Below are 26,426 nucleotides of genomic sequence, written 5' to 3'. Positions count from 1 at the left end.
AGTGCGCCTACGCTTTCGCCCAGATTGCCACCCAGGCCACCTGCAGGTGCCCGGCTGTCGCCGGCGCGGGGCAGCCGGTCAGGCAGGATTCGGTTTGGAGGATGTAATGCATCGGCTTGTCAGGGATGCCGACTGTGCTGACACCGATCGAGACACCATCGAGGAAGAACTCAACGCGCCCGGGCGTCCATTCGGTGGTCGCGGTATGCCAGGCCGTGAACCGGGCGCCGGACTGGTTTTCATGGAAGATGTTCTTGTCCGAGCCAGCCTGGTGGACTGCGCCGTAAAAGGACTTGGACAGATCACCTTCGGGGTAGTCGATCTCTCCGTCACGCGGCCAGACTCCGCTATCGGGCCACAACAGCCACGCCGTCTTGAACCCCTGCAATGCCTCGGACCTGAACCGCACCGAATACCGTCCGTACAACAGGCTGTCGTACGGACGCCCGTTTGCAGGGGTCAGCTTCGGCGCGGGCGCCGCCCCCATCGAGACACCCTTCTCGGTGTGCAGGTACATGTCGAGCATCCCGTCCTTGACGCTGAGCACTTTCGATGGGTAGTAGCCCGACTTGCCGCCGCTTTGCTGACCGGCCGTGTCCGGTGTCCCGTCGGCGTAGTTGACACTCCACTTGGCGCTGTACGCGGGCCCGGGGAAACTCCCCAGCGGAACGTCCCCTTCGCTGAAGTCTTCAGTGAACACCTGCCGCCACCCGGGCAGGTCCCCCACGGGCATTTGTCCGGTCGCCTGGGACTGCCCTGCGCCGGCCCCCGCCGTCGACGTTCCGGCCGACCGGCTTGCGCCCGGCGAGGCCGGGCCGCCCGGGGGTCCGGCGACGCATCCGGAGAGGACGAGTGCCAAGGAGGCAACGAGAACGATCGGGATGCCCGCACGGCGCGCAGTCTTGAAATTCCTGCTGTTTCGCCGCTCGTCCACGTGCATGGGAGCCAGTGTGGCGGCAAACCCACACGGATACAAGGCCCGACCTGTTCGTCCATGATCGGGACGTGGAGCGGCAGCATCCATGGCCACGGCTGCGAATTCACAGCGAACCCGAAGCCGGTAACCATGGCCCCGTTGGACATAGTGTGCAACAGTGTCCGGACCGGAACGCTTCCGCGATACCTGCTACAGGAATTTGGAGGAAGCTGGAACAGATGAAACGTCAAATGAAACCCGGCAGAAGAGTCCCGGGCCGCGTCCGTCCGCAGCACCGCCGTCCCCGGGCTGAGCGCGTCGTCCTGGTTGCCGCGCTCTTGGTGGTGAGCACGGCTTGCCAAGGTCCGTCGGGTGACGGAACACCGGCTCCCGATCCGAGCACCACCGGCGCGTCCACGGTCCCGACGTCGGCGGCCGCGCCGGCCACCGACAGCCCCCAGCCGACGGCCGCAGCAGCGGGAAAGATCGGGCACGTCTTCGTGATCAATCTGGAAAACCAGAGCTACGACAAGACCTGGGGCCCGGACTCGGCAGCCCCCTACCTCTCCCAGACCCTGCGCAGCCAGGGCGTCCTCCTGACCCAGTACTACGGCATCGCCCACCATTCCAACCCCAACTATCTCGCCCAGATCTCCGGACAGGCATCCAACCCGATGACGCGCAATGACTGCACGACGTATGCCCCGTTCATCCAGACTGGAACCGCGGACCCGGGCCAGGTGCTCGGATCGGGCTGCGTCTATCCCGCTTCAGTCCCGACGCTCGCCGGGCAACTCAGCAACGCCGGGAAAACCTGGAAAGGATACATGGAAGACATGGGCTCGGCGTGCCGCCACCCGAACCCGGGCGCCAAGGACAATTCCCAAAACGCCAAAATCAATGACCAGTACGCCACCCGCCACAATCCCTTCGTCTATTTCGCCAGCATCACGTCTTCCACCGACTGCCAAAACAACGTCGTGGACTACTCCAACCTCGCGAAGGACCTGCAGTCTGCCGCCACCACTCCGAACCTGACTTACGTCAGCCCCAACCTTTGCCACGACGGCCACGACAGTCCCTGCGTCGACGGACAGCCCGGCGGGCTGGAAAGCGCCGACGCCTGGCTCAAGGAACAAGTCCCCGCGATCCTCAACTCACCGGCCTACCGGCAGGACGGCGCGCTCGTCATCACCTTCGACGAGGCGGACGGTAATGCCACCGGCCCCTCCGGCCTGCCGGGCGGAACAGCCGGAGGACGTATCGGCGCGCTGGTGCTGTCTCCATTCAGCAGTCCGGGCACCACGAGCGGGACGATGTACAACCATTACAGCCTTCTCGCGACCATGGAGGACATCTTCGCCGTCCCCCGTCTCGGGTATGCCGGAGCACCCGGGCTGCAGAGTTTCGGGCGGGACGTGTTCAACACTCAACGTTGACCTCGAGGAGAAACCACACCGGCCAGCAAGGCAATCCTGGATTTGGTAACGCAACTGTAACCGCACCCATGGTGCCATTGGTTCTCGACGGCATTGCCGGGTGCCTGGGCCGGGGACCGTCGCAACAACTTTCGCCACAGGCAGATCAAAGCCGGCTTCCTCGCACCTCCGAGGAAGCCGGATGTCGACCGTAGCTTGGAGGACGGAACAATGAAACGACTGTACCGGTTGGGACTCTCCGGAATTCTCGGCCTCGCTTTGGGTGCAAGCGCGGCAATTGTTGCGGCACCCGCCGAGGCAGCGACGGTCACCTGTCAGCCGGGAACCGCTGCACCCACAGACAGCTTCCCCGGCACCACGGTGGTTGCCGACAACTTCGAATCCGGGACTTTGTCCCCGTACTCACCCGTGACGCAAGGGACCGGAACGGCCGCTGTCAGCTCGACTATGGCCCACGACGGCGCATGCTCCGCCTACCTGCACGCAACGATCGATGCCGGTTCGGTCTCGAATATGTCAGTGCCCCTTCCCTCAGGCGCCACCCACGCCTACGCGGCCGGCTGGTTCAACATCACCACCGCCGGTGTGGCAGGCAACGACGTTCCCTACTTCCGCTTCTTCTCCGGGGCGACGCGGATCATGGACATCTTCCGTTACAACAGCACGTCCAACTTCGTGTTGAGGGTCACTGCGCCGGACGGAACCTTCAGCTATACAACGATGGTCGGGACCGTTGCGCTCAACAGCTGGCACCATATCGCGATGGACGTCACCGCCAATGGAAGTGCCACGGCGGCCCAGGTCTGGTTCGATGACAAGTCCGTCTTCTCCTCCAGCACCCTCAATATCTCGGCAACGTCCGTGAGCAGCGTGATGCTGGGCTCGGAACACCCGACGCAGCAGGCCGACATCTACGTGGACGACCTCATCGTGAAGAATGAATCGGCGTCTGCGTCGTATTCCTTCACCGACGTGACCTCGAGCTACCCCTTCTACAAGGAAATCACCTGGGCCGCTGACGCAGGCATCACCACCGGCTGGGTCATGCCGGACAAGACCCGCCAGTTCCGGCCCTTGGAGTCCATCAGCCGCGAAGCCATGGCCGCCTTCATCTACCGCTACATGGGCAGCCCTGCCTACACCCCGCCGGCAACACCGAAGTTCGCCGACTATCCAACGAACAGCCCCTACTACAAGGAAGTGTCCTGGCTGGCGGACCAAGGTATTACCACCGGCTACAACGACGGCCCCAACGGGGCACCGACCTTCCATCCACAAGGCACGGTCAACCGCGACACCATGGCGGCCTTCATCTATCGCCTCAACGGAAGCCCTGCGGTCACGGTAAGCAGCAACTTCAACGATGTGCCTGCCAACTACCCCTTCTACAAGGAAATCACCTGGCTCGCCAACAACAAGATCACCACCGGCTGGGCCCTCTCTAACGGAACGTCGGAATTCCGGCCCGGCATCGCCGTCGCCCGCGACGCCACCGCGGCCTTCCTCTACCGCACCAACGCCATCTACCCCAGGCCCTGAGAGCGGTCCGGCAACGGAAAAGGGGACTGACGGTCAGCACCGTCAGTCCCCTTTCCGTGGGCGGCCGCCGGTCTATTCGGCCAGCTCCACTCGCTCGGTGACCGGCAGACGACGACGGCGACGATCGCCGCCGTCGTCCGCGCCGTGGCGCGTCAGTCCTTCCGCTCCAAGAACTCCCGCACCCGTGCGCGTGCCGGCTCGCGGTCGTAGCTGTTCACGAGGGCGGCCGCCATGCGCACGGGGTCGCCGAAGAAGAAGTACTCATAGAGGGCCTGGCGCCCGGCGAACGCGGAAATGCTGGCATCGAAAGCGAGCTTGAAGAGGCGCACGCGTTCAGGGCCGGTCAGCGTCTTCGCCTGCAGGTACAGCTCGATGTCCGGCAATGCCTCGCTGGCCACGTCCGCTTCGCCCGGCAGGGCCATGAGGCCCGACGCCGAGAACTTCCGGATGATCGCGGGGAACCGCTGGGCAACCTTGGGGTACCAGTTGCGTGCCGCATTCAGGGTGGGCCAATGCGGCAGGAACACCCCATCCGGGCTTGGAGCCGCCTGGGCTTCCGCCGCCACCATGAGGGCCTTGCCGATTTCGACGGATTCGATCAGCTCCGCGAGGTCCTCCTGGATGTGCTGGAAACCGTCAATCCCGATCGACGCCGCGATCTCGGAGGCCAAGCCCAGGAAGAACTCGCTCTTGGCAATGGTCCGCGTGACCACCTGGTGGGTCATAAGGGCCCCGGCGCCGGTCTCGGAATAGAAGGCGTTGCACAGTTCAGGATGGCCGAGCATGAAGATGCGCTCGTTGGGAACGAACACGTGGTCGAAAACGACGACCGCGTCCATCTCCTCGAAGCGGCTGGCGAGTGGCTCGTCATGGGTGCCTCCGCCGTTGTAAAGCGAGGTCCGGCACAGGTAGCGCATGCCGGGCGCATCGTTCGGGAGGGCAAACGCGTAGGAATAGGGAGCATCTTCCGGCGTCGAGCGCAGGAGCGTCGAAGGGAACACGAGAAGCTCGTCGGCGATCGGCGCGATCGTGGCGAGCATGCGCGCACCGTGGACCACGACGCCGTCTTCGCGTTCCTCCACCACCCTCGCCGAGAGTTGGCCGCCGAGCTGCTCGGAACCTGACACCGAACGGTTGACCTGCGGCGGGATCAGCGTGTGCGTGGCCAGCAGATCGTTCTCGCGGCAATGCTCGTAGTATTTGCGGATGTTTTCGCCGAACATCGGATCGGCCTGGGCAAACCATTTTTCAGCGGCCGCGAGCGCCGTGAGGGCGCCGTTCATGTAGTCACCCGTCCGGCCCAGGAATCCAAGCGAGTACTCGGCCCAGGTGCGGATGGCTGCATGCCGGTGTTCCAGGTCTTCCTTGCTGCGCGGCACCAGGAACGAAGCACTCACGCGGTCACCCGTCGTCGGGGACTCGTAGGTGAGGGCGTCCGCATACTTCGGATCATGCTGCATGTCGAAGAGCTTCGCGTACGTGCGGGCCACGTTCCTGAAGGACGGGTGGTCGGCGATCTTCTCGGTGACCATTTCGCCGTCGATCAGGACGTGGGGGTTCATCGAGTTGAGCTTGTCCAGGTACTGCTGTCCGGTCCGGATTCCCATGGTTGTCTCCAATGATGGTTGAGCTGAAAACGGCATATGGATGCGACGTCGACCGGCGCCGCGGCAACTACAGAAGGTCCTCCATTCCCAATTGGCTTTCCGGGATGGTGGTGAAGGAGCTGTTGGCGAAGGCGAGCGCGTCGCCGTTGCGGTAGTTGAAATCCACCACCTGACCCAGGTAGAGGGTGTGGTCTCCGCCGTCGTAGGCCGCCCATGGCGTGCATTCGAAATAGGCGAGGACGTTGGATAGCCGGGGTGCGGTGCCGCCTTCGACCCAACGGGGCTCGGGACCGGGGCGGCCCGCGAAATGCAGGGCGAGCTGCTTCTGCTCAGCGCCCAGGATATTGACGGTGAACGGGCGCCCGGCGAGCTCGTCGTGGGCTTTGGTGTTGCGGGCGATGCTGACGAGGACCAGCGGCGGTTCCATGGACACCGAAGTGAAGGAATTGACGGTAATTCCATGTCGCTTGGTGACCCCGTCGAATGTCACGATGGCAACGCCCGTGGCAAAGCGGCCCAGACTGCCACGGAAGTGATGGGCCCGCGGCCGCGAAGTGCGGCCCAGGGGTCCCGGCTCCGCATTCTGGCTGGACTTGGCAATCATCGTTGATTCCTGGCTGGAGATTGTTCTAGGAGATTGTTCTATATGTGGATTTGTTCTATATTTGAACAACAAATTCTCATACAGAACCATAGTCTCTTGCGTGTCACAGCACAAGACGGCGGGCAAGCCGCGTTAGCCCCAACATAGGATGGAGCGCATGATGTCTCCCAGCGCCGCGAAGAGTCTGCAGGAAACGACGGCGACAGTCTCGCCGTCGCAGACCCTCTCCCGAGGAATCCAGGCCCTCGAAATCCTGGCCGCCGCCGAACGCCCCCTGACCATTGCGGAACTCGCCGGCGCCCTGGGCGTCCATCGCTCTGTGGCTTACCGGATCCTTCGCACGTTGGAAGACCACTCCCTGCTGGTGCGCGACGACGCCGGACGGGTCCAGCCCGGTCCCGGCCTTGCCGTGCTGGCCCGCGGCGTCTCCCGGGACCTCCAGACGGCCGCACTCCCCGAGCTGACCCATCTGGCCAACACCCTGAACATGACGGCGTTCGTCGCAGTCTGGGACCATCAGGACTGCGTCACCCTGGTCACCGTCGAACCACGCCACTCGGCCGCGACCCTGGCACAACATCCCGGCACGCGCCACCCCGTGAACACCGGAGCGCCTGGAATCGCCATCCAGTCCACCATGAGCAAGGAAGAATGGACCGTCCGCGCTCCGGGCCTGCCCTATCGCCCGGAAGCGGCAGAAGCCCGCAGGCTCGGCTACGCGGCAAGCCACGACGAAGTCATCGCCGGATTGTCTTCTCTGGCCGCCCCTATCCAGGTGCCGGGCGGGCGGCCCGCCGCGATCGCCGTCGTCTACATCCGCCGCGAACAGGACCAGGCCGCCGTCGGCGAAGCACTGGCAGCAAGCGCGGCCCGCATAGAGGCCCAGCTGGCGTAAGAACGGGGCTAGAAACGGCAACGCTCGCTCACTTATGAGGCCAAAACGGGCAACCCTCTCGCAGATGATCTGAAAGAGGGTTCGCCGAAAGCGGCCCATAAGTGAGCGGGCGTCGTCAGTGTTGGGTGCTTGGCCTGCGCCGGAGGACCAGTCCTGCAACGATGCCGAGCACCAGAAGCGCACCCGAGGCGGCGGTCGACACCACAAATGCGGCGCCCGGACCCTGGGTCTGGGCCAATTGGCCGGCAAGGTAGGCGCCCAACGCCGTACCCGCCACGATGCCGCTCGCCAGAGCGGTCATCACGGTTGCCATCCGGCCTGCCGGTGCCACGACTCCCCCGATGCTGAAGACGGTCACCATGACGGGTCCCACGGGGATTCCGAGCACCAGGAGAACGATGACCATCGGCCAGATCCCGGCGGGGAGGAACAACAGCAGGGAAAAGGCCGTCATCGCGGCCGCGGCGAGCACCCAACGGAGGGCCAGGCCGAAGCGCCGCGGCCAAAAGGCAACGGACAGCGCGGCGACGGCGGAGCTCAGGCCCATGACGGAATACATCAGCCCCGCAATTTCCGCCGTGGCGAACTGGGCGGAGAAAGCGCTCAACGCATTCTGGGTTGCACCGAAGAATGTTCCCATGCAGACCATGGCCAGCACCGGAACCGCGACCTTCAGCCACGCCAAGGCACCCGACTTCCGCTCCGCAGCGATGCTCACGACGCCGGTGCGCGCCTTGCGCTTTGCCGGCACCACAGCCAATTGCGAGGGATGGACGGCGAAGGCCGGAACGAGAGTTGCCGTCAGGACAGCCGCCAATGCGAGCGGAAGCCAAGGGGCCACGAGGCTGGCGAGAATACCTACCAGCGCCGGACCCAGGACGAAAGTGACTTCGTCCGCGGTGCCCTCGTAGGACAAAGCGGTATCCAGGTCTGCGCGGCTGGACGCCACACTTCCGTGACCCGTGGCATTCGCCCCGGCCCCAGTGTTCGGATTCCGGGGATTCAGGTTCCCGGCAGTGAGGGCCATCCAACGGACACGCGCCATCGGCCCCACCTGCGGGCAACTCGCTCCGGCCAGGAAAGCCGTCAGCAAAATGGCGACCGCGTCCGTGGGGGTGCTGAAATCGGGCGTCAGGTACGCGGCAACGAGCAGCGCGATGACTGTCACCGCATTGACAGCCGCGGCGACGAGCAGGACCGGGCGCTGGCCTGAACGGTCGGCGAGCGAACCGAGCACCGGTGCTCCCAAGGCCGATCCGATGCCGACGGCTCCCGCGGCCAGGCCACCGATGGCGTAGGAATGGCTGACGGCCGTGACGAGGGTGAGGGTGCCCACGGTCAGCATGGCGAGGGGCAGCCTCGCGAAGAGCCCGAGCGGCAGGAAGTTCCGGCCAGCGAGCTCAGGCAGGCGGGCGAAGCGGCCAGGCAGACGCGAACGACGGGGCGCGGCCTTCGACGGCGCGGCCTGTGGGGACTCGGCCTTCGAGGGTGCCGAAGGACCTGACGGGTCAGCCTGGAGTGCGGTGTTCGCCGTGGAGTTCTGTGGGGAGGAGTTCATGATTCCGGGTTCGCTGAATGGTGCGCATCGTCCCTCCTCCCGATGCGCGCGACCCGGTGTAACCCTCCAAGTCTACCGGACGGCGATGCCATTTCCAGCGGGCTGGGTCCTGCGGGGGCACCTCAAACCGGCATCGTCAGGCCGCCGCGGCGTCGACGATCCGCACAGTGGAGCCGTTCCGGTTCTTGGTCACTTGCAGCTGGCTGCCGATTCTCTGCTTCATCTCCGCAACGTGGCTGACGAGCCCCACTACCCTGCCGCCGTCGCGCAGTCCTTCGAGCGCATCCATGACCTGCTCAAGGGACTGCTCGTCAAGGCTCCCGAAGCCCTCATCCACGAACAAGGTCTCGATGTCCACACCGCCGGCTTCGTGCTGGACCACATCCGCGAGCCCCAGGGCCAACGCGAGCGAAGCCATGAACGACTCCCCGCCGGACAGCGTGGCGGTGTCCCGCAGCTGGCCCGTCCACTCGTCCACGACTTCCAGGCCCAGACCGGATTTCGCGCCGCGGGCAGCCTTGGCGTCCGTGTGCTGCAGGGTGTACCGGCCATCGCTCATGGCGATAAGCCGCTCCGACGCCGCCGCCGCAACCTGTTCAAGGCGAGCGGCCAGGACATAGCTGTTGAGGCTCATTTTGTAGCCGTTGTCGCCTGACCCCCTGGCGGTTTCGGCGAGCTCGTTGAGTACCCGGGCGCGTTCGCGGGGTCCGCGCCCGGAATCGGCAGCTTCTTCGTACTGCGAGCGGATCGCAGCCAGGCTGGTCACGGTCCGTGCAGCCAGTCCGGCAGACAGAGCCAAACGGCGGGCTGTTTCTTCGCTTTGCCCGGCCTCCTGTTCGAGGGCGGCGAGCTCGACGGCGGTCAGGGGCACCTCTCCGATCTGGGCTTCCTTTGAGGCGAGCACGAGGTCCTCGGATTCGAAGAGTTCCGCGAGTCGCGCGTTCTCGGTCTCGGCGGCCCTGATGGCTTCCTCAAGCCTGGCGGCGTGCTGCTCGTCGAGGATTTCGAGCCGCGCAGCCTCCGCGGTCTGGATCCCGTTCGCCGAAAGGGCACGGTTCAAGGCTGTGGATGCATCGTCCACAGCCTCCCGGGCACGTTCCAACTGGACGCCCGCGGCCACAGCCGATTGCAGGAGATCGCGTTGCGCGGTCAATGCCTCAATCCGGCCGCGCAGCGTGTCGAAGCCATTGCGAAGACCGCCAAGCATGGCGTCCAAGGACTCACGTTGCTCGTCCAGCAGGATCACGGTGGATTCGGCCTGAGCCGCAGCAGTGTCCTCCCGGAGCTGTTCCTCCTCCAAACGGGAAATACGCTCCGCTGTGCGGGCGAGGTCTGCCTTGACCCGTTCAAGTGCATCGACGGCGGAGCGCGCCGAAGCCAGTGCGTCTTTGGCCCGGACCTCCGCCGCGGCGGCTTCCTTCGGATCGATGTCTCCGCCCTGGGCAGCGAGCACGGCGACTTCCTGCTCGGCGGATGCGAGCTCAGCCGAGGCCTGAAGCAGTTCGTGTTCGCTCTCGTCATAGCGTTCGTGGGCGGATTGCTCTTCCTCGGCAAGCGCCAGCGCGGTGAGCCCGGCAGCTGCCGGCGAAGGATGTTCGGCGCTTCCGCACACAGGGCAGGCGTCGCCGTCCCGCAACTTTGCGGCGAGCTCGCCGGCGGCGTTGGCCAGCCGGGACTCGCGGAGATCCAGCCAGAGTTGGCGAAGGTCCTGGGAAAGGGCCCGGGCCAACGCATGGCGCTTCACTGCCGCGGCCAAGGAATCCCGGGCGATTGTGTAACGGGCTACGGTCTTGACGGTGCTCCCGGCTACTGCTGCTTCGCCTTCGCGGACGGGCAGAGCCACAGCGGCCGTTTCCAGCGGGGCCAGTTCACCTTCCAAGGCAAGTGCCTCGCCGCGGAGACCGGCCAAAGCGAGGGAGCGTTCGGCTTTGGCCGACTCGTGCTGCCCTGCCGCAAGGGTGAGTGCGTCAAGCCTGGCAGTGATGTCCTCGAGCTTTTGTTCATCCCCGATCCGGGCCTCCACCACCGCCATCGTTTCGTGAATCCTGGCGAGGGACGTGCCGGGGTCGCTCGGGTCCAGGGCTGCGGCAAGAAGCTTCGCCGTCGCCGACTCTGCTGCGGAGCCCGCCAGGCCGAGCGCGTTCGTCGCGCGGTCTACGGCGTCGAGCTGTCCGCCGAGCACGGCGGCTTTCCGGTGGCGTCCAAGCCGCTCGCGGGTTTCCCGCACTTCACCCGCGCGCGAGGAGAGCACCTCGCGCCGTCGCGTGGCGGCGTCGAGCTTCGCGTGCCGTTGGACCCGTTGCCGGGCGGAGTTGAGCTTGTCTGCCAGCTGAAGCCGAACGGCATCGGCAGTGCCGGCGGCTTGCTGCCGCTCCAGAGATTCGGCACGGGCCAAGGCCTCAAGGTTCCCGAGCCGGAGTTCAGGCGCGAGCCCACTGGATCCTGGGCAATCAAGATCCGCCGTGTCGGCCTCTTCAATGCCAAGTTGGGCGTACTCGGACTCCGCCCTTTGCACGAGCAACTCCAGCACGTTCCGGTTGTCCTCCACCTGTGCGCGCGCGGCGTTTGCTTGGAGTGCCAACTGTTGCTCGATCGCTTCAAAGCGCTGGGTTCCGAAGAGCTTCTGCAGAAGATCGAGCCGGTCGGATGCTTTGGAACGCAAGAACGCCGCGAAGTCGCCCTGCGGGAGCATGACCACCCTGGTGAATTGTTCCCGGTCCATCCCCAGGACGTCACCGATTTCCATGCCGGCTTCGTCGTTGCGCGAGGTCTTTTCTTCCCACGAGCCGTTGACCCGTTCGCGCAGGAGGGTTTTGGCCTGCTGGGTGGTGAAGCCCTTGCGTCCGCGGGCGCTTGGCCTGTCCCAGGCCGGGGAGCGGGTGACCTCAAAGCGCCTGCCGCGCGCCGAAAATTCGCAGACAACGCGCGGCTCCGCAGCCGGCTCCGCGTGGTCGCTGCGCAAGCGTTTGCCATCCTGGCGGGCGCCCGGGACCGAGCCATACAACGCAAAGCAGATAGCGTCGAGCACGCTTGTCTTTCCTGCACCCGTGGCGCCGTTCAAGAGGAACAAGCCTTGGGCCCCCAGCTGGTCGAAGTCAATCGACTGAAGTCCGGCAAACGGCCCGAATGCCTCAATGTCGAGTCGGTGGATTCTCACAGCTCTGCTCCTTCCAACCGGACTGCTTCCAGGGCTTCGCGAAGTGCGGAAAGTTCGGTCTCGTCAGCGGGCCTTCCGCGCACATGGTCGAGGAAGCCGCAGCACACACCCAGATCGTCCTCGGCTTCGGCAAGCCTGCTGCTGTAGCTGGCCTTGACCTTTCCGGCGGCGTCTTCGGGGTCAAAGCCCAGCACCAGGGTGTCCGGGAACCGGGCACGCAATTGTTCCATGGCCTGCGCCGGCCGCGCCGAGTCCGTGAGGGTGATCTGGCAATACGCATTCTCGGCCCAGGAATATTGCTCCGACTCCAAAAGCTCCGCAAGCTTCCCCCGAAGGATCGCCAGCTCGCGGGGCGCTGTCCACAGGACTTCCTCGACGCCCTCGACACCGTCGACGCCGACGTCGATCAACCATGCACCCTTCCGGTGCTTGGCTTCGGAGAAGGAGTACGCCAGCGGCGAACCCGAATACCGGACGTGCTCCGAAAGTTCCTGGCGCCCGTGCAGGTGGCCCAGTGCCGTGTAGCCGAAGCCATCGAAGAGATCCAGGGGCACTGCCCCCAAACCGCCGATGCTCAGGTCGCGTTCGCTGTCCGAGGTGATGCCCCCGCTCGCGAAGGTGTGTGCCAGCACCACGGAGTGCACCGGCCCTGTTTCGCTTCTCCGGGAAATGTCCTCACGGATGAGCTGCGCCGCGGCCTGGGTGACGGCAAAATGACTCGCGGTTTGAGTGCCGAGCCGTTCGGAGACAAGCCTCGGTTCAAGGTACGGAATGCCGTAGATGGCAAGCACGGGGCCACCCGCCCGAGCCGCGCCACTGTTGTCGCTGTTGCTTTCCAGTGGGACCAGGACCGGAGAATCGAGGTCCTCCACGCGGGTCCTCAAGTGGACTCCTCCGCGCTCCAGCAGGCGTGAAGCGAACCCGAGGCGGATCGCGGAATCGTGGTTGCCGCTTGTCAGCACCACCCTGGCACCTGCGTCCGTGATGCGCACGAGGGCGTCGTCGAGTAGCTTCACGACATCCAGTCCGGGGAGGGCGCGGTCGTAGACGTCGCCCGCGATCAGGACGACGTCCACCGACTGCTCCCGGATGACTGCCAGCATCTGCTCGATGAAGTCGCGCTGGGCATCAAGCATCCCGACGCCGTGGAACGATCGTCCAAGATGCCAATCCGACGTGTGCAAAAGCCTCATGTTTTCACGCTAAGCGGAGGCACCGACATTATGGGTGCGGCGCGGCGGCACCGGCCGCAACTGGGCGATCCCGGCAGCTGAATACCTGCGTCAGCCCCGCTTGCCATCGAAGAATTCACGGGCCGGGTCGACGTCGGGCTTTTCCTCGACGGGTGCCGGAACGGGAGCTTCGGCAGGCTCTTCGACGGACGCCGCAGCCGGCGTGGAAGCGTCGGCCGCGCCTTCCGGGGCAACTGCGTCAGCGTCGTCGTGGGACTTTTCGTCCCAGGCGTCGGACGGCAACGGTTCTGCGGCCTCAGCGGTTGCGGGCTCGCCGGCCTCGGCCACAACCGCCGGAGTCGACTCGCCGAAACCGCGGACGATGAGGCCTGCGATCGCCGCGCCCACGAGCGGTGCGACCCAAAAGACCCAGAGCTGCTCCACTGCCCAGCTGGAGCTGAAAATGGCGGATGCTGTGGCGCGGGCCGGGTTGAAGGCGAGGTTGCCGGTGGACTGACCCAGCCCCAGCAGGACTGCGACTGTCAGGCCGACGGCGAACGGTGCCGCGAGCTTGTTGGGATTGCGTCGTGCGGTGACGCCTAGGAAGACCCCCACCAGCAGCGCGGCGCCGAGGACCTCAATGAGCATCACGCCGGTCACGGGAACCTGGAAGGTCGAATGGGTACCGAAGCCGGAGGTTGCCGTGTCAAAGACAGTCCGGCTGTCAGGGATCCCGGGAACGGTCCTCACGACGGCGAAAATCGCCAACGCTCCCAGCAAACCGCCCACAATCTGGGCGCCAACGTATGCGGCCCCATCAATGAGCTTCATCCGGCCGGCAACCAGGTGGCCGACCGTGATGGCCGGGTTGAAGTGGCCGCCTGACAGGTAACCGAAAGCAAGCATGGCTGCGGCGACAGTCAGGCCGCTCGCCAGCGAGGCCGGCATCGGAACCGCCTGGGGGTTGATGAAGATCAGCACACCCAAGCCAACAACCACAAGGAACAGCGTCCCCAGAGCTTCAGCGAACGACCGGGCAAGGAGCCCGGGGCCGCGGGAGGAGGGAATGGACACAGTCGTGGTCATGTCGAGGGATTCCTTTGTTCGAAGTTAGCGTGGTCTTTTGCGGAGGCGAATGCTCCGGCAGGCAACGCCACGCGGCGGACCGCGCCCTTGCCCCGGAGCATCGTGTCAGCCGAGTCTGGACGCTTCCTGAATCCGAGCCTAGCCGCCCAGCGCGATTGCGGCGACCGCAGCGCAGGCGAGCGCGATGATCGACAGGGCGCTTGCAATCATCAAGACAGCCGAGGCTTCCTCGGCACCATGGTGCAACTGGTGGGATCTGACCCAGACAACGAAGCCCAGGACGATCGTCGCGGCTGCGGCAGTCAACGCACAGATACCTTGGTAGTCGAGCCCCGGGATCCCCGTGGGAAGTTGCCCCGCACCGGACTTTGCCGACAACCACCTGCGCCAGATGAAGAGATCCACCACTAGAAGCGAAATCAGCGTCCGTCGCCAGGCGAGCATGGTGCGCTCCGGTTGCAGGCCCGGATCCCTGGACTCAACGGTCAACGCGCCACCAGGATCAGCACGGCAAAGGTGAAGGCGGCCAAGGCCACCACGATGGTCATGAGCAGCATGACCCGTGAGAACGGCAAGGCCTGGTCGTTGCGCATCGCTGCCTCCATCTGAGCCCACCGCCGGTAGGCAAGGGTCGCAAGGCCCGCGCCGATGATGGACAGCACCACGCACAAGACAATGCGCACGGGCTGCGGCGCGATGTTCGGTGCAAGCTGGTCGATGGCGACGGCACCCGCCAGCAGCGCCAACGAGGTACGGATCCACGCAAGGAAGGTCCGCTCATTTGCGAGGGAGAATCTGTAGTCCGGAGTCTTTCCGGTTTTCCGCCACGCGGGTTCACGCATCACTGCCTCCTGGTTCACGAGCCACCGTATCAGCGGGCTGGTGAAGACCGACGAAGCAGCCACGGTAAATTACCACTATGAGTGCTGAACCGTCCCCCTCCGCCGTGCCATCCTTCGAGTCCCGGGTCCGCGGCTGCCTGCTGGGAGGTGCCTTGGGCGATTCGCTCGGCTATGCCGTCGAGTTCGACGACGTCGCCACCATCCGTTCGCGCTTCGGCGCCGCAGGCCTCACCTCTTTCGGCCAGCTCGACGGCGGCAGCCACTTTTCGGACGACACCCAGATGACGCTGTACACCGTCGACGGCATCGTGGAGGCCCTCGAATGGGCCAACGACGGCGTAGCGGCGGATGAAACAGCGTGCCTCTGGCTGGCTTACCTGCGATGGCTCGCGACCCAGGGCGTCGCGTTGCCGTCGTCAGCCCCCGTCCCCCAACCGCGCTGGATCGACAGCCAGGAGGTCCTACGGCATCGCAGGCATCCGGGCAAGGCGTGCCTGAGCGGACTCGCCACGGGCCAGATGGGGACCAAGTTCCGGCCCGTCAATCCGGAATCGAAGGGCTGCGGCACGGTCATGCGGTCCGCTCCCTTCGGCCTGGTCCCGCACATTTCGGAAGCGACGGTCTACAAGCTGAGCACCGATGCCGCATCCTTGACCCACGGACACCCTTCAGCCCGGCAAAGTGCCGGTGCCTTCAGCGTCCTCGTGCACAAACTGACAGCGGGTTCCGATCTACGGACCGCGGCCGAGCATGCCCTGGGCGTGGTGTCGGCATTGCCGGATGCGGCTCCCGAACTCCTCGATCGGCTCCGCCAGGCGCTGGAACTGTCGTCGGCCGGCACCTTGCTCAGCCCGGAAGAACTCACCGCGCACCTGGGCGAAGGCTGGGTCGCGGAGGAGGCACTCGCCGTCGGGCTCTATGCGGTGCTGGCAACCGGCGCCGACGCTCAGCTCGATCCGTCAGCCCATTTCCGCCAGGCCATAACCGTGGCACTGAACCACAGCGGTGACAGTGACTCCACGGCGTCGATCGCGGGCAATATCCTCGGGGCGTTCCACGGCGAAGAGTCCCTGCCCTCGGACTGGCTTGAAGCCCTCGAGGCCCCGGAGGTCATCCGTGGTATGGCTCAACGGCTTATCGCTGTCACGGTCGGCTAGAGCGGCTCAAAGCCGGCGAAGCTCGATGTTGTTGCACGCTTCGCAGACGTCCTCGGGAATCAGGCCATGCTTCTGCAGGAAACCAAAAATGGCGCAGCCCAGGCAGAATCCCGCAAACGATTCGAGGGACGCGGCGACGATCAGCAAGGCGAGCAGGATCCAGGCGCCCAAGGCGGAACCGGCGAAGAACAGGATCACGGCGGCCGTGCTGAGCACCGCACCGATTCCCTGGGCGAAACGCTTGGGCGGCCCCGGGACAAGCTTGGCAGGACCAACGCGGGGCGCCAGGACCTTGACGGATAGCACAGCGAATGGCGAGATCCTCGGCCCGAACAACACCCGCAGCCAGAACCCTGCCGCGATCAGCACGAGTCCCCCGCCGAGGCCGCTCAGGAGGGTGGCCACTGCCGCAAGAACCACGAGCCCGGCAGTGATCCTCGCGGCGTACTCATTGACCGGATTGGGGAAAGCGAAGACAGCGCGCCATCGGCTGGCTGCCGGAGCCGCGGTGAACCGTGCGGTATCGGCCTGTTTTCCCTGTGTCATGGCTCAAGGCTAGGAGCGCTGCAACACAACGGGAAGCTTTGTTGCTCCGTGTGAATTTTGGAGCGGCTAGCGTCCGCCGACCATCTGCAGGAACTCACCCTCGGAGAGAACCTCGATCTGCTGGCCGCGGCTGTGCAGCTCCAGGACCCGCTTTGCTTTGCCTGTGAGCCGGCCGTTCCGGAGATCGCCGGCAACAAAGCCGTCGCCTACCACCAGGACCGTTGTCCTTCCGGTCACGCGGCTCTCCGGACTCGCACCCATCTCCGCTGCACGCTGTTTCGCTTCCGGCCGGGCCATCGCAAGCTCGCCGGTGAAGACGACGGTCTGACCGAACAAGGGGTGGCCCGGTTCCGCGGCAGGATTGGGCGCCGGGTTGTCGCCTTCCTCCGGCCAATTGCTCCAGGCGCGTCCAAGCTGGCCGGCGCCATTCCCGACGCCGTACCGGCCGGCGACCGTGTTGCGCCCTTCACCGACGGCCGCGAGCGCGGCGAGGGTCTGCTTGGACAGTCCGTCTCCTGGCTGGAAAGCCTGTTGCCTGGGTATGGCCAGGCCGAGGGACAAGTAGAGCTCAGCGATGCTGTTGGCGTTGTTCCGGTGCGCGATGTCCACCAGGATTCCGGCGCAGGCCCGGGCGTCTTCGGCGGCGTCGTGATGGTTCACGAGGGGCACGCCGGCCTCCTCCGCCGCGTAGGGCAAGGAATTGGACACCAAGGAGTAGCAGCGCCGCGACAACATCACTGTGCAGACGTACTCGTAAGCGGGACCCGGCAGACCGGAAACTTCGAGCCCGGAACGGATGACGCCAAGATCGAATGCCGCATTGTGGGCGGCAAGGATATCGTCGCCGATGAAAGCGCCGATTTCGGGGAAGACTTCGCCAAAGCGTGGAGCACCGGCGACGTCCTCGGCTCGGATGCCGTGGATCCGGGTGTTGTGGTACTCGAAGTGGTCATGGTTTTCCGGCGGCCGCATGAGCCAGGAGCCTTCCTCCACCACGACGCCGCCGCGGACCTTGCTGAGGCCGACCGAGCACGGAGAACCCCTGAAGCCGTTCGCAGTTTCAAAGTCGATCGCCGTAAAGTCCAATGCCACTGGTCAAGGTTACAGGTGGAGTCGTGAAGAACGTGCCTCCCGGGGACCGGCGGGGTAGCCGCCGCGGCGGCTGGCCAGGATGATTGCGAGGGCTGCCGCCGTCGGGACGGCTGCGGCTAGCGGCACCCACAGGGCGCCGACTGTAGTCAGGGCCAGGGCGCCATACCCGGCGCCGACGGCGATGCCCAGTTGAATGGTGACCACGGTCAAGCCGTTCGCAGCGTCCCTGTGCTCCCCGCCGGCGCGAAGGATTGCCGCCTGGTTGTAGATGCCGATGGCCCCGAAGGCGGCTCCCCATACAGTCACCAGCACGAGCTCACCCACCCACGTGCTGCCAAGCAGCGGCAAGAGTCCGAAGGCCAGCACCAACAGGGCGACCGCGGAAATCAGGGAGCGCCGCGGGTGGGAATCGGCAGTGAGGCCGGCGATCCAGATCCCCACGAGGCTGGCGACCCCCACCACGGACAGCGAAATGCTCGTGGAGGCATCCGGCAGGCCGGAGACGTGGAGGAACGGCGCGATGTAGGTGAAGAGGGTGAAGTGGCCCAAAAGCAAGAGCGGCCAGGCTGTGGCCACCGCGATCACGCCGGGCAGCTTCAGGGCCCCGCGGAGGGTCGGCGTCGTATGGCCGTCCTCGTCGCGGGCTGCGGGGAGTACCCACATGGCCAGCAAAGCGAGAACCGCGCCGACTCCGGCCAAGATAAGGAAGGAAGCGCGCCAGGAGAGGACCGAGCCCATGAGCGTACCGATCGGGGCGCCGACGGCGAGCGCGATGCTGTTACCGCTGAAGACCATGGCCATTGCTTTTCCGACCGAGTGCGCTGGGACGATCCTGGCAACGTAAGGGGCCATGCTTGACCACAGCATCCCGTGGGCCACGCCCCCGAGGAGCCTCGCGGCAACTGCCCATCCCAAGCCCGGGCTCGACGCCAACAGGACATTGCTGAGTGCGAAGGCGAGCACCGTGGCGATCAACAGCGCCTTGCGGGGAACCCGTCCGCCGAGGAGCCTGGACAGCGGAATCGCCGTGAAGACGATGACCGCCGCATAGGCGGCCGTCAGGGAGCCTACGGCCGATTCGTCTACTCCCAGGTCCCGGCTGATCTGTGGCAGCAGCCCGGACGGGAGGAGTTCCGTAGTCACTGCGGTGAAGCCTGCCGCGGCGAGGATCAGGAGACCGCCCCACGGGAACACCGGTGCTGGCGCAGGAGCGACCGTCGCCGCTGTCCCGGGTATAGCTGCGTCGCGCATCAAAAGTTCTTCCTCGTCCTTCATGGTCGGTTGGCTGCGGACGCAGAAGTTTTCGTCCTTTCTGCCCACGTCCACCACGCTACGCAGCTCGGGCGACTGGTGGCAGTGTCTGTCAGACACCCCCAGCCGCTGTCTCAAGGGCCCGACGGCTGTTGTCCCGTACCCTTGAAGGGTGACCCTTTCTGCGATGAACGACTTTGCCGTATCCGCTTTGGTGGGTGCAGGACCGGTGCAGCCGCATATGTCCGCGCTCCTCCCCGACTGGTTGAACCCCCAGGTCTTCCTGGCCGACCCCGCATTGGCCCCATGGGTAGTCCTGCTCGTGTGCGGCATTGTGTTCGCCGAAACGGGACTCCTGGTGGGCTTCTTCCTGCCTGGCGACTCGATGCTCTTCACCGCGGGGCTCCTCGTCGCCACGGACACCATCAAGTTCAACATCTGGGCACTCGCGGCCCTCATCGTCGTGTCCGCGATCATCGGCAACCAGAGCGGCTACCTCATCGGCTCCAAAGCCGGACCGGCCATCTTCAACAAGCCTGATTCCAAGCTGTTCAAACGGGAGAACGTCGAGAGCGCGCACGCCTTCTTCGAAAAGCACGGCGGCAAGGCCCTGATCCTTGCCCGCTTCGTTCCGATCATCCGCACCTTCGTCCCGGTGATTGTCGGCGTCGCCCAGATGGACAAGCGCAAGTTCTTCATTTTCAACGTCATCGGGGCGGCGCTCTGGGGCGGCGGCGTCACGCTGCTCGGCTACCTGCTCGGCGACAAGGTCCCGTGGGTCCGCGACAACCTGGACATCATCTTCGTGGTCATCGTGCTGCTCTCGGTGGTCCCCGTGGCCGTCGAGGTCCTCCGCGGCATCCTGGCAAAGCGCAAGGTCACGGACCACGGTGCCGAACCCGCCCAGGAGTTCGTCGACGGAAGCGAAGCCGGAAAGCACGGCGAGCGCTAGACCCCTGACTTACAGGAAAGGCACCCCGCAGTTGCGGGGTGCCTTTTCCGGTTAATGCCGGCCGGGAGTTTCAGCGCAGGGCGTCAACGATGGCCGGGAGCAGCGCCCTGAACGCCTTGCCGCGGTGGCTGATGGCGTTCTTCTCCTCGGAACTCAGCTCCGCGCAACTGCGGTCCAGCCCCTCGGGCTGGAGCACGGGATCGTACCCGAATCCACCCGCGCCGCGCGGTTCGCGCAAGAGAGTGCCTTCCAGTTGTCCGTACTCGACCACCTCGCGCGCCCCGCCGTCGACGGCGGCCGGTACGGCGAGCGCCGCGGCGCAGACGAACGCGGCTCCCCGGTGAGCGTCGGGGACGTCGGAGAGTTGCGCCAGCAAGAGCTGCAGGTTGGCGGCATCGTCGCCGTGCCGGCCGGACCAGCGGGCCGAGAAGATGCCTGGTGCTCCCCCCAGGACGTCCACGGCAAGCCCCGAGTCATCGGCGATCGCCACGATTCCCGTGGCCTCAGCGACGGCCCGTGCCTTGAGCAGGGAGTTCTCGGCAAAGGTCACGCCGGTCTCGGCAACATCGGGGGCCCCTGCGGCAGCAGCGTCGATCACTTGGGTATCGACGTCGAGTCCGGGCACTTGTCCCCTGAGGAGTTCCCGGAGTTCGCGCAGTTTTCCCTTGTTGTGGGTGGCGAGAACGAGCCGAGGCGTGGTCGACCCGCTCACGGGGCCTCGGCCAGGGTCTCGCGCTGGATTGCCGCCAGTTCGCCCGTGCCGATAAGGGCAAGGTCCAGCAAGGCATTCAGTTCATCGCGGTCGAAGGGCGCTCCCTCGGCGGTGCCCTGGACTTCCACGAACTTGCCGGAGCCCGTGACCACCACGTTCATGTCGGTTTCCGCGCGAACGTCCTCGACGTACGGCAGGTCCAGCATCGGGATGCCGTCGATGATTCCTACGGAGACTGCAGCGATGGTGTCGATCAGCGGCTGTGCGTTCTTGGCGATCAACTTGTTCTCGCGGGCGAAGCGGATCGCTTCGGCGAGCGCCACGTAGGCGCCGGTGATCGCGGCGGTGCGGGTGCCGCCGTCGGCCTGCAGGACATCGCAGTCCAGCACAATCGTGTTCTCGCCCAGGGCCTTGGTGTCGATGATGGAACGCAGCGAGCGGCCGATCAGGCGCGAAATTTCGTGGGTGCGTCCGCCGATCCTGCCTTTGACCGATTCACGGTCGGAACGGGTGTTCGTGGCCCGCGGCAGCATGGCGTACTCGGCCGTGACCCAGCCGCGGCCTTCGCCTTTGAGCCAGCGCGGAACGCCCTCGGTCAGGGAAGCCGTGCACAGCACCCGGGTGTTGCCGAATTCGATCAAGGCAGAACCTTCGGCCTGCTTGGACCAGCCGCGGGTGATGCTGATGGGACGGAGTTGATCGGGCGTGCGGCCGTCGGCACGGATGACGGGGACAGATGTGGCTTCGGAAGTCATACTGCAAGCTTAGCGATCCCCCGGCCCTCGCCGGACAGCCGGTTCAGACGGTGTAGTGGACTCCGGCAACCGCGACGGCGACATCGCCGGCGAACTCGGGCCGCGCCTCGGCCATGACTTTGGTCTGCGATGTCCAGACCGGGATGTGGGTCAGCAGGAGGCGTCGGGCCCCTGCTGCCGTCGCTGCCTGGCCCGCGCGTTTGCCGGTCAAATGCACATCCTTGATGTCGTCGTCGCGCCCTTCTTCGAAAGCGGCCTCGCACAGGAACAGATCGGCGTTGCGGGCGGCGTCTTCGAGTCCGGTGCACGAGTCGGTGTCTCCCGAGTACGTGAGGACCCTGCTCACCGTTTTGCCGTCTTTGTCCGGCTCTGTGACCTCCACGCGCAAGGCGTAGGCCTCTTCCACCGGGTGGTTCACGGCGTACGGTGTCACGGTGAACGGCCCGAGTTGAACGGATTGGCGTTCGCTCCAGTTGCTGAAGTCGAATTCCTCGTGCATTCCCGGGTCCAACTCCAAACCGTAGGCGGTGGCCATTCGGTCGGCTGTCGCGGCGGGACCCCAGACGGGGATCCTGTCCCGTCCCCAGCCACCCGGCTTCCAGCGGACGGCCACGTGCAGTCCGCAAAGGTCCATGCAGTGGTCCGGGTGCAAGTGGGTCAGGAAGATGGCATCGATATCTTCGAGATCGGTGTAGCGCTGGATGGCCCCGAGGGCCCCGCTGCCAAGGTCCAGGACGATCTTCCACTGGCGTTCACCGTCGTGCGCAGTCAGCAGATAGCACGACGCCGGAGAGCCCGGACCGGGGAAGGAACCCGTGCAGCCCACTATGGTCAGTTTCACTGGATGCGGCCCCCGCGGGCCGCGCCGAATTCATTCAGGGTGAACGCTGCGGGATCAACGAAATTGGACGTCCGCGCATGATTTCCACCTGCGCGGGCGGCTTCCAACATTTCCGGCGTGATCCGCGCGAGGCTTCCGGTCGGATACTGGGCAGCCACATGGTCAACGTGGCGTACGGACAGGACCTCCGGGCCAAGGAAGCGGCGCGCCAGCGTTTCGAACTGCACCGCGTCGCCGGTGGCCATGAAATCGTGCCGGGGCACGCCGGCATCGGTCCGTTGGATCCCGTGGGTGGCCAAGGCGCGGTATACGTCTTTGGCGGTCTCCTCGGCGCTGGACACAAGGGTGACGTCTTCCCCCATGACGAAGGAGATCACGCCGGTGAGCAAGGGATAGTGCGTGCAACCGAGCACCACGGTGTCCACATCTGCGCCCCTGAGCGGTTCCAGGTATTCGTGGGCCGCCGCCAGCAGCTCGGGACCGGTGGTGATGCCGGCTTCCACGAAACTCACGAACTCCGGACAGGCCACCGAAGTGATCGTCAGGTCCGGCGCCGCGGCGAAGGTGTCCTCGTAGGCCCGGGAACCCACCGTGGCCGATGTCCCGATGACGCCGATCCGGCCGGATCTCGTCGCGGACACCGCGCGGCGGACTGCGGGCTGAATGACCTCGATGACGGGTATCCCGTAACGGGCCGTGTAGCGTTCGCGGGCATCGCGCAAAACCGCGGCCGAGGCCGAGTTGCAGGCGATGGTCAGGAGCTTGACGCCGGAGTCCACGAGTTCGTCCATGACGCCAAGCGCATTGGCCCGGACTTCGGCGATGGGGAGCGGCCCGTACGGTCCGTTGGCAGTGTCCCCCACGTAGATGATCGACTCATTGGGCAGTTGGTCGATGATGGACCGTGCCACGGTGAGTCCGCCGACGCCGGAATCGAAGACACCGATGGGGCGTGATCCCAGCAAGGGGTTGTGTGCCTGGCTGTTCAGTGTTTCCGGCTTGCGCTTTGTTTCCGGCTTGCGCTGGGATTCCAACGCCGCTGCGGCGCTCTCCCCATCCGATACCGCGTCCGATGCTGAGTTCATGATTCTTAGAGAATAAGCCAAGGCATGTGCTGCAGGCATGACATGTGGCGGGGGCCTCGTGTCTGTTTTGTCACATGGACGCCCACAAGACCCACTCAGGGCTTCCGGTCCATCGAGGCCATCATGGCCTGGACCAACGATTCCTGGAGCCACGTGGTGAAGTTGTAGACGAGCGCCAGGTAGCTCTCTACGTCTTCGGCCTGGGACCAGTCCTGCATGGCGTGGACATGGTCGGCATCCGCTTCGTCACGGATGTCGAGTCGCTCCGCCAGCACCAAACGGACATCGTTGAGGGCCATGGACCAAAGCTTCGCCTCCTCCGGGGTGAGGACGAGTTCGTTTCGGTCCAGGCCCATCGCGGCGGCCCGGAGGGCGCCGATTTTTCCTTCCCTCAGCGAGCGCTCGGTGAGTTGGCGGAACTCGAGGGACGCGGCGTCGTCGTTCTTCATGACGTTCGGCAAGAGCCGCAAAAGGGCGCGGTCGGATGGTTCCTTGACGTCCATGTCCAGCCCGATCAAGGCCGTCAGCGGATCTTCGTTCCTCGACAGCTCCGGCTCGAGCATTGAAATGACGTCGTCCAGGAGTCCGCGCAGGAGTTCGCGCTCCGCGGGCTCAAGGTAGCCGGTGATGCCTTTGAGTCCGTACTTGAAAGCCTTAGCCACGTGCGCCGCCCTTGCGTCCCCGGCCGTCGCCGCTGCTTGCCTTTTCAACTGTTGCCCACAAACCGTAGCCGTGCATGGCAACCGCGTGTTGCTCCACTTGTTCCTTGCCACCGTACGCCACGATGGACCGGCCCTTTTTGTGGACCTCAAGCATGAGTTTGTTGGATTTGGCCTCGGAATAGCCGAAGTAGCTTTGGAACACGTAGCTCACGTAACTCATGAGGTTGACGGGATCGTTCCAGATCACGAGGTTCCAAGGGATGTCAGCGGCGCTGAGGAGGTCGGTGGACGACTGCTCCGAGATGTCCGTCCGTTCTTTTCCCTTTAAGCCTGCGTCTGTCACTGTGTTGCTGGCTGAATAGGTGCCGGGGGCTGTGCCGGGGCCGACGGTAGTGGTCATCTGTCCATTCTAATGGTGGCCAAGCGCAGCGAGACGTGGGAGCCGCTGGATGGGCCCACGGCGGCGAGGGCCCCGCGTTGAGCGCAGCGAGACGTGGGAGCCGCTGGGTGGGCCCACACCGCCGAGGGCCCCGCGTCGAGCGAAGCGAGACGTGGGAGGCGGTGGGGACTAGAGTGAATCCGTGAGCAGATCCGTCGCCTGGGACCACCCCCGCACGTCGTTGTACACCGATCACTATGAGCTGACAATGCTGGAAGCTGCCCTCCATTCGGGCGCGGCGCACCGGCGCTCCGTCTTCGAGGCCTTCGCCCGCCGCCTGCCCGATGGCCGCCGCTACGGAATCGTCGCCGGCACGGGCAGGCTGCTTGAGGGCATCAGGGACTTCCGTTTCGGAGACGCCGAACTCACGTTCCTCGATCAACACAAAGTAGTTGACAGGCAGACGCTGGACTTCCTCGCCGACTACAGGTTTTCCGGCGACATTTGGGGCTATCAGGAGGGCGAAGCCTACTTCCCCGGCTCCCCCATCCTGATCGTCGAATCCACGTTCGCCGAAGCGTGCATCCTGGAAACGTACATCTTGTCCGTGCTCAACCACGACACCGCGATTGCTTCGGCTGCCTCCCGCATGACCAGTGCGGCCGGCAACCGGCCGTGCATCGAGATGGGTTCCCGGCGCACCCAGGAGGAATCCGCGACGGCGGCAGCCCGCGCCGCGGTCATCGCCGGTTTCGGGAGTACCTCCAACCTTGAGGCCGGCCGGCGCTTTGGGCTCAAGACCGTTGGCACGGCCGCCCATTCGTTCACGCTCCTGCATGACACCGAGCGCGAAGCCTTCGAAGCCCAGATTTCCGCCTTCGGACCGGGAACGACGCTTCTGGTGGACACCTACGACGTCGAGGTCGGGGTACGCACCGCGGTGGAGCTCGCGGGTGACAAGCTCGGGGCAGTCCGGCTTGACTCCGGAGACCTGGTGGCCCAGGCCCAGTGGGTCCGCGAGCTGCTGGACAGCCTCGGCAACACCGACACCCGGATCGTCGTCACCTCGGATCTCGATGAATTCGCGATCGCGGCCCTGCAATCGGCCCCGGTGGACGTGTATGGCGTGGGCACTTCCCTGGTCACGGGATCAGGGGCCCCGACGGCCAGCATGGTCTACAAACTGGTCAGCCGGACCAACGATGCCGGGGAATTCGTTCCCGTGGCCAAAGTAGCCAAGAACAAGGCCAGCGTGGGCGGCCGCAAATACGCCCTTCGCAAACTCAACGAACTCGGCATCGCGACCCAGGAGATCGTGGGCATCGGGCACCGGCCGGAAGACGACGGCAACGATCGCCCGCTGCTCCAGCAGTTCATCAAGAACGGCGAACTGCTCCCTGGCTGGACGGGACACGAGGGCGTGGTCCGGGCACAGGAACGCCACGCCGCCACCATGGCCGAACTCCCGCCGGTGGTCCGGAGGCTGCAACGCGGCGAGCCCGCAATCCCCACTGTCTACGAGGAGGATTGAATGTCCCGTGCCCTGATCATCGTGGACGTCCAGAACGATTTCTGCGAGGGCGGATCCCTCGCCGTAGAGGGTGGCGCAGCCACCGCCGCCGCCATCAGCGAATACCTTGACACGAACCATCAGCACTTCGACCACGTCGTTGCCACGCAGGACTGGCATGTGGATCCCGGGAGCCACTTTTCGGAGACACCGGACCTCGTGGACAGTTGGCCCCCGCATTGCCGCGCCGGGAGCAAAGGGGCCGAACTCCATCCGGATCTCGACGCCGAGTATATCCAGGCGTACTTCCGCAAGGGACAGTACACGGCGGCCTATTCGGGGTTCGAGGGAGTCCTGGCACCCGAAGACGAAGTGCCTACGGGCGAGCTCGCGCCCGGCGCCGTCCCCTCCGTCGAGCTGGACGAGGACGCCCTCGGGCTCGACGACTGGCTGCAAAGCCACGGAGTGGAAGAAGTGGTGGTGGTCGGCATCGCCACGGACTACTGCGTCCGGGCCACCGCACTGGACGCCGTGCAAGCGGGCTACTCCGTGACGGTCATCGGTGAGCTCACCGCCGGCATCGCGGAGGATCTCGACGAGACGTACGCGGAGTTGGAAGAGAACGGCGTCGAACTGGGGCAGCCCTAAGCGCCGGTAGTCCTGCCAAGC

At 65.4% G+C, this 26,426-nt stretch carries 25 protein-coding genes; 7 read left to right on the top strand and 18 right to left on the bottom strand.

Going from position 1 to position 26,426, the window contains the following annotated elements; translation table 11 throughout:
• Nucleotides 1-7 precede the first annotated feature (7 nt).
• On the bottom strand, nucleotides 8-940 hold the full coding sequence (locus ACSBOX_RS07610) for a glycoside hydrolase family 16 protein (RefSeq protein WP_442545482.1): 933 nt from the start codon (nucleotides 938-940) through the stop codon (nucleotides 8-10).
• A gap of 215 nt (nucleotides 941-1,155) precedes the next feature.
• On the opposite strand from ACSBOX_RS07610, the gene ACSBOX_RS07605 reads away from it, so the two are divergent.
• Entirely contained in the window at nucleotides 1,156-2,355 is a 1,200-nt protein-coding gene (locus ACSBOX_RS07605) for an alkaline phosphatase family protein (RefSeq protein ID WP_442545481.1), read from the top strand.
• Nucleotides 2,356-2,565: 210 nt separating this feature from the next.
• Complete coding sequence (locus ACSBOX_RS07600; RefSeq protein WP_442545480.1) at nucleotides 2,566-3,894, top strand: S-layer homology domain-containing protein; 1,329 nt, start codon at nucleotides 2,566-2,568, stop codon at nucleotides 3,892-3,894.
• Nucleotides 3,895-4,046: 152 nt separating this feature from the next.
• Here the strand turns inward: ACSBOX_RS07600 and hpaB are convergent, their stop codons facing one another.
• Together hpaB and ACSBOX_RS07590 are read right to left on the bottom strand one after the other, a co-directional pair.
• Nucleotides 4,047-5,501, bottom strand: coding sequence for a 4-hydroxyphenylacetate 3-monooxygenase, oxygenase component (gene hpaB, locus ACSBOX_RS07595; RefSeq protein WP_442545479.1), 1,455 nt, complete (start codon nucleotides 5,499-5,501; stop codon nucleotides 4,047-4,049).
• 67 nt (nucleotides 5,502-5,568) lie between these two features.
• Nucleotides 5,569-6,105: a flavin reductase family protein gene (locus ACSBOX_RS07590; RefSeq protein ID WP_442545478.1), complete on the bottom strand. Its 537-nt coding sequence runs from the start codon at nucleotides 6,103-6,105 to the stop codon at nucleotides 5,569-5,571.
• Nucleotides 6,106-6,265: 160 nt separating this feature from the next.
• On the opposite strand from ACSBOX_RS07590, the gene ACSBOX_RS07585 reads away from it, so the two are divergent.
• Nucleotides 6,266-7,000: an IclR family transcriptional regulator gene (locus tag ACSBOX_RS07585; protein ID WP_442545984.1), complete on the top strand. Its 735-nt coding sequence runs from the start codon at nucleotides 6,266-6,268 to the stop codon at nucleotides 6,998-7,000.
• Nucleotides 7,001-7,115: 115 nt separating this feature from the next.
• On the opposite strand, the gene ACSBOX_RS07580 is transcribed toward ACSBOX_RS07585, so the two are convergent.
• The 6 genes from ACSBOX_RS07580 to ACSBOX_RS07555 form a co-directional block, all read right to left on the bottom strand.
• Nucleotides 7,116-8,558, bottom strand: coding sequence for an MFS transporter (locus ACSBOX_RS07580; RefSeq protein WP_442545477.1), 1,443 nt, complete (start codon nucleotides 8,556-8,558; stop codon nucleotides 7,116-7,118).
• Nucleotides 8,559-8,694: 136 nt separating this feature from the next.
• A complete protein-coding gene (locus tag ACSBOX_RS07575) occupies nucleotides 8,695-11,715 on the bottom strand; it encodes an AAA family ATPase (protein WP_442545476.1) in 3,021 nt (1,006 codons plus the stop codon).
• On the bottom strand, nucleotides 11,712-12,908 hold the full coding sequence (locus ACSBOX_RS07570) for an exonuclease SbcCD subunit D (protein ID WP_442545475.1): 1,197 nt from the start codon (nucleotides 12,906-12,908) through the stop codon (nucleotides 11,712-11,714). Before ACSBOX_RS07570 ends, ACSBOX_RS07575 begins: the two co-directional genes overlap by 4 nt.
• Before the next feature lie 90 nt (nucleotides 12,909-12,998).
• Nucleotides 12,999-13,973, bottom strand: a complete 975-nt coding sequence (locus ACSBOX_RS07565) for an MIP/aquaporin family protein (protein WP_442545474.1) — start codon at nucleotides 13,971-13,973, stop codon at nucleotides 12,999-13,001.
• A 138-nt stretch (nucleotides 13,974-14,111) separates the two neighbouring features.
• Nucleotides 14,112-14,462, bottom strand: coding sequence for a DUF202 domain-containing protein (locus tag ACSBOX_RS07560; protein ID WP_306868986.1), 351 nt, complete (start codon nucleotides 14,460-14,462; stop codon nucleotides 14,112-14,114).
• Nucleotides 14,459-14,815, bottom strand: a complete 357-nt coding sequence (locus ACSBOX_RS07555) for a YidH family protein (protein ID WP_442545473.1) — start codon at nucleotides 14,813-14,815, stop codon at nucleotides 14,459-14,461. Before ACSBOX_RS07555 ends, ACSBOX_RS07560 begins: the two co-directional genes overlap by 4 nt.
• Nucleotides 14,816-14,892: 77 nt before the next feature.
• Here ACSBOX_RS07555 and ACSBOX_RS07550 point away from each other — a divergent pair, with 77 nt between their 5' ends.
• Complete coding sequence (locus tag ACSBOX_RS07550; RefSeq protein WP_442545472.1) at nucleotides 14,893-15,972, top strand: ADP-ribosylglycohydrolase family protein; 1,080 nt, start codon at nucleotides 14,893-14,895, stop codon at nucleotides 15,970-15,972.
• Nucleotides 15,973-15,978: 6 nt separating this feature from the next.
• Here ACSBOX_RS07550 and ACSBOX_RS07545 read toward each other — a convergent pair whose 3' ends face one another.
• The 3 genes from ACSBOX_RS07545 to ACSBOX_RS07535 form a co-directional block, all read right to left on the bottom strand.
• Complete coding sequence (locus ACSBOX_RS07545) at nucleotides 15,979-16,518, bottom strand: DUF4395 domain-containing protein (RefSeq protein ID WP_442545471.1); 540 nt, start codon at nucleotides 16,516-16,518, stop codon at nucleotides 15,979-15,981.
• A 66-nt stretch (nucleotides 16,519-16,584) separates the two neighbouring features.
• The gene (locus tag ACSBOX_RS07540) at nucleotides 16,585-17,610 is read right to left on the bottom strand and encodes an exonuclease domain-containing protein (RefSeq protein WP_442545470.1); all 1,026 of its coding nucleotides are present in this window, start codon (nucleotides 17,608-17,610) and stop codon (nucleotides 16,585-16,587) included.
• A gap of 9 nt (nucleotides 17,611-17,619) precedes the next feature.
• Nucleotides 17,620-18,861, bottom strand: a complete 1,242-nt coding sequence (locus tag ACSBOX_RS07535; RefSeq protein ID WP_442545983.1) for an MFS transporter — start codon at nucleotides 18,859-18,861, stop codon at nucleotides 17,620-17,622.
• Nucleotides 18,862-19,048: 187 nt separating this feature from the next.
• On the opposite strand from ACSBOX_RS07535, the gene ACSBOX_RS07530 reads away from it, so the two are divergent.
• Nucleotides 19,049-19,813 carry a VTT domain-containing protein gene (locus ACSBOX_RS07530; protein ID WP_442545982.1) on the top strand — a complete coding sequence of 255 codons (765 nt, stop codon included), beginning with the start codon at nucleotides 19,049-19,051 and terminating at the stop codon, nucleotides 19,811-19,813.
• 70 nt (nucleotides 19,814-19,883) lie between these two features.
• On the opposite strand, the gene rdgB is transcribed toward ACSBOX_RS07530, so the two are convergent.
• The 6 genes from rdgB to clpS form a co-directional block, all read right to left on the bottom strand.
• Nucleotides 19,884-20,525, bottom strand: coding sequence for an RdgB/HAM1 family non-canonical purine NTP pyrophosphatase (gene rdgB / locus ACSBOX_RS07525; RefSeq protein ID WP_442545469.1), 642 nt, complete (start codon nucleotides 20,523-20,525; stop codon nucleotides 19,884-19,886).
• Nucleotides 20,522-21,280: a ribonuclease PH gene (rph, locus tag ACSBOX_RS07520; protein ID WP_442545468.1), complete on the bottom strand. Its 759-nt coding sequence runs from the start codon at nucleotides 21,278-21,280 to the stop codon at nucleotides 20,522-20,524. Before rph ends, rdgB begins: the two co-directional genes overlap by 4 nt.
• 43 nt (nucleotides 21,281-21,323) lie before the next feature.
• Nucleotides 21,324-22,121, bottom strand: a complete 798-nt coding sequence (locus ACSBOX_RS07515) for an MBL fold metallo-hydrolase (protein ID WP_442545467.1) — start codon at nucleotides 22,119-22,121, stop codon at nucleotides 21,324-21,326.
• On the bottom strand, nucleotides 22,118-23,206 hold the full coding sequence (gene murI / locus ACSBOX_RS07510) for a glutamate racemase (protein ID WP_442545466.1): 1,089 nt from the start codon (nucleotides 23,204-23,206) through the stop codon (nucleotides 22,118-22,120). Before murI ends, ACSBOX_RS07515 begins: the two co-directional genes overlap by 4 nt.
• 95 nt (nucleotides 23,207-23,301) lie before the next feature.
• The gene (locus ACSBOX_RS07505; RefSeq protein WP_442545465.1) at nucleotides 23,302-23,868 is read right to left on the bottom strand and encodes a DUF2017 domain-containing protein; all 567 of its coding nucleotides are present in this window, start codon (nucleotides 23,866-23,868) and stop codon (nucleotides 23,302-23,304) included.
• Nucleotides 23,861-24,268, bottom strand: coding sequence for an ATP-dependent Clp protease adapter ClpS (clpS, locus tag ACSBOX_RS07500; protein ID WP_078108496.1), 408 nt, complete (start codon nucleotides 24,266-24,268; stop codon nucleotides 23,861-23,863). The genes ACSBOX_RS07505 and clpS overlap by 8 nt, the downstream gene beginning before the upstream one ends.
• A 181-nt stretch (nucleotides 24,269-24,449) precedes the next feature.
• On the opposite strand from clpS, the gene ACSBOX_RS07495 reads away from it, so the two are divergent.
• Entirely contained in the window at nucleotides 24,450-25,778 is a 1,329-nt protein-coding gene (locus ACSBOX_RS07495; RefSeq protein ID WP_442545464.1) for a nicotinate phosphoribosyltransferase, read from the top strand.
• The gene (locus ACSBOX_RS07490) at nucleotides 25,779-26,405 is read left to right on the top strand and encodes an isochorismatase family protein (RefSeq protein WP_442545463.1); all 627 of its coding nucleotides are present in this window, start codon (nucleotides 25,779-25,781) and stop codon (nucleotides 26,403-26,405) included.
• The last annotated feature ends 21 nt before the right edge of the window (nucleotides 26,406-26,426 follow it).

Origin of the sequence: Arthrobacter sp. KN11-1C, assembly GCF_052180225.1 — a bacterium.
GTDB lineage: Bacteria > Actinomycetota > Actinomycetes > Actinomycetales > Micrococcaceae > Arthrobacter.
Note: the sequence above shows the minus strand (reverse complement) of the source record. Positions and strands in the feature narration are given on the sequence as shown.